We start from the raw sequence: 1,666 nt of genomic DNA on the forward strand, positions 1-1,666 counted from the left end.
CTAATTTATCTTAAAACTATATAATCTCATCTTTCTGCTTTGGCAGCTCTATAACAAATCTGCATCCACCATATTCACGGTTTTCTGCTTTGATTGTTCCTCCGGCACTATCTACAATCCGTTTTACAAGTGCAAGACCTAGGCCATTTCCTTCTGCTTTATGAGATCCATCTACCTGATAGAACTTGTCAAATATTCTGGATTTTACATCATCCTCTATTCCTGGTCCTTCATCTTCCAGAATGAACTTAACAGAATCCTGTTCTTGTTTCAGAAACATCATAATTGTCCCCTTTGAAGGGCTGAACTTAATCGCATTATCCAAAAGATTTATCCAGATATGCATAAAAAGTCCTTCATTCCCAGTATATTTAACTTCCTCCAATTCTACCTGAAAACCAATTTCTTTTTCTGTCCATTTTGTTTCCAATGAAAGAAATGCCTGGCGGATCTGTTCATCCAGACGATATTCTGTTTTTTTCATTGGTATATTCTGATTCTCTAACTTGGATAACAGTAAAATATTACCAACCAATCCGGAAAGTCTTTGGGTGTTAAATAAGATTTTTTCTACATATTCCTCTTGATCCGGAGACAGTTCTTCTCCCTGAAGCAGCATTGTATATCCTTCAATGGCATTAATCGGGGTCTTAAACTCATGAGAAACATTAGATACAAAATCCATCTGCAGCACCTCTGTTGCACGAAGTTCTTTTGTCATAACGTTAAAACTTTGATAAGATTCTCCAACTTCTGCTATACGGCTGTTCGTTTCCAAATGCTGTTCAAAATCTCCCTGAGAAACTTCCTTCATTGCTTTACTAAGTCTGGTAATTGGTTCCAGTAACTTTGCATTGATAAAGGAAGTGATCAGCCCTGCAATCAATGTATTGAAAATCAAAAGCCAGCCAAGCACAGATATGCTGCCCGGCAGATTAAAAAAATGATTCAAAAAAGCAAATAATAAAGCAGATATGACTGTTGAAAATACAAGTGCCAGCCAGATTGCACCAGTCAGACAGGATCGGATCCGCAATCCTTTTTTTTTCTTTTGTTCCATTATTTTTTCACCACCTTGTATCCAATTCCACGCATTGTTACGATTTCAAAATCCGGGTTATCTTTAAAACGCTCTCTGAGTCTTCCTATATGTACCTCTATTGTATGTGGATCTGCCTCCGTCTCGTATCCCCATACTTCATCCATCAACTGTTGTTTTGTAAATGTTCTGCCTGGCGAAGCTGCAAGCTTATATAAAAGCAGGAATTCTTTTTTAGGCAAAACAAGACTTTCCTTATCAGTTGTAACCGTCATTGCATCATAATCAAACTCTGTTGAACCGATCACAATTTTGTGTTCATTCAGTATCTGTGCACGGCGAAGCAGTGCTCCGACTCTTAAAACCATTTCATTCACATTTACCGGTTTTACCATATAATCGTCACTTCCCGAAAGAAATCCCTGGCGCATATCATCAAAGGAACCTTTCGCAGTGATCATAAGCACTGGTATCTGATATCCTGCTGAACGAAGTTCTGACACCAGTTCATAGCCATCCATAACCGGCATCATAATATCAGAAATGATCAGATCAATATATTCCTTACCCAATACTTCTAATGCCTGTGCTCCATCCGATGCACTTTTGACTTGATATCCATTCTTC

General features: G+C 38.2%; 2 protein-coding genes. Both read right to left on the reverse strand.

All coding sequences use genetic code 11. The features are described from left to right. Window positions 1–16: 16 nt before the first annotated feature. Window positions 17–1,060 (reverse strand): sensor histidine kinase, encoded by a 1,044-nt coding sequence (locus PGY05_RS16815; RefSeq protein WP_118198851.1) that lies wholly within the window; start codon window positions 1,058–1,060, stop codon window positions 17–19. Beyond that, window positions 1,060–1,666, reverse strand: a 607-nt coding sequence (locus PGY05_RS16820) for a response regulator transcription factor (protein ID WP_270476353.1), incomplete at its 5' end; no start/stop codon positions are given. The genes PGY05_RS16820 and PGY05_RS16815, both read right to left, overlap by 1 nt.

The organism is Coprococcus sp. AF51-11b1, from assembly GCF_027682785.1.
Classification (GTDB): Bacteria; Bacillota; Clostridia; order Lachnospirales; family Lachnospiraceae; genus Allocoprococcus; species Allocoprococcus comes.

What these genes read in the sequence shown, in the direction of transcription:
- PGY05_RS16815 (WP_118198851.1), bottom strand. Translation starts at nt 1,060, where the DNA reads ATGGAACAAAAGAAAAAAAAAGGATTGCGGATCCGATCCTGTCTGACT.